The following is a 329-nucleotide window of genomic DNA, read 5'->3' on the forward strand; positions in this document are numbered from 1 at the left end:
ACGCTCGAGTAGCGGCCTTGCGATCAGGTCGATTGCGGGGTCGGCATTCTCGTCGCGTTCCTCGAGCTTCGACATCGCATAGGCGAGCTCCCCGGCAACGGCCTTCCTCATCGCCTCGACCTCGCTGTCGCCTGATACCACGGGGCTGAAGGCCTCGTCCCCGGTCTTCGCAGCGAGCACGACATGCAATTCGCCGAGCCTGAGACCCACCATCGCGACGAAACTGATCAGCGACCGGAAGACGTCATCGTCTGGTTGGACCGCCGGATCGTTCAGCACCAGTTCGTCGGCCCCGCGGCGCAGATTGTTCAGCATCCAGTTCCAGGCGT

The 329-nt window shown here is 63.5% G+C and carries 1 protein-coding gene; it reads right to left on the minus strand.

Annotated elements, in window-relative coordinates; genetic code table 11:
• Window positions 1-329: hypothetical protein (locus tag AF337_RS32990; RefSeq protein ID WP_152971314.1), on the minus strand; the 329-nt coding region annotated here is incomplete at both ends.

It is taken from the genome of Rhizobium ecuadorense, from assembly GCF_001187535.1.
In the GTDB taxonomy this organism is placed as follows: domain Bacteria; phylum Pseudomonadota; class Alphaproteobacteria; order Rhizobiales; family Rhizobiaceae; genus Rhizobium; species Rhizobium ecuadorense.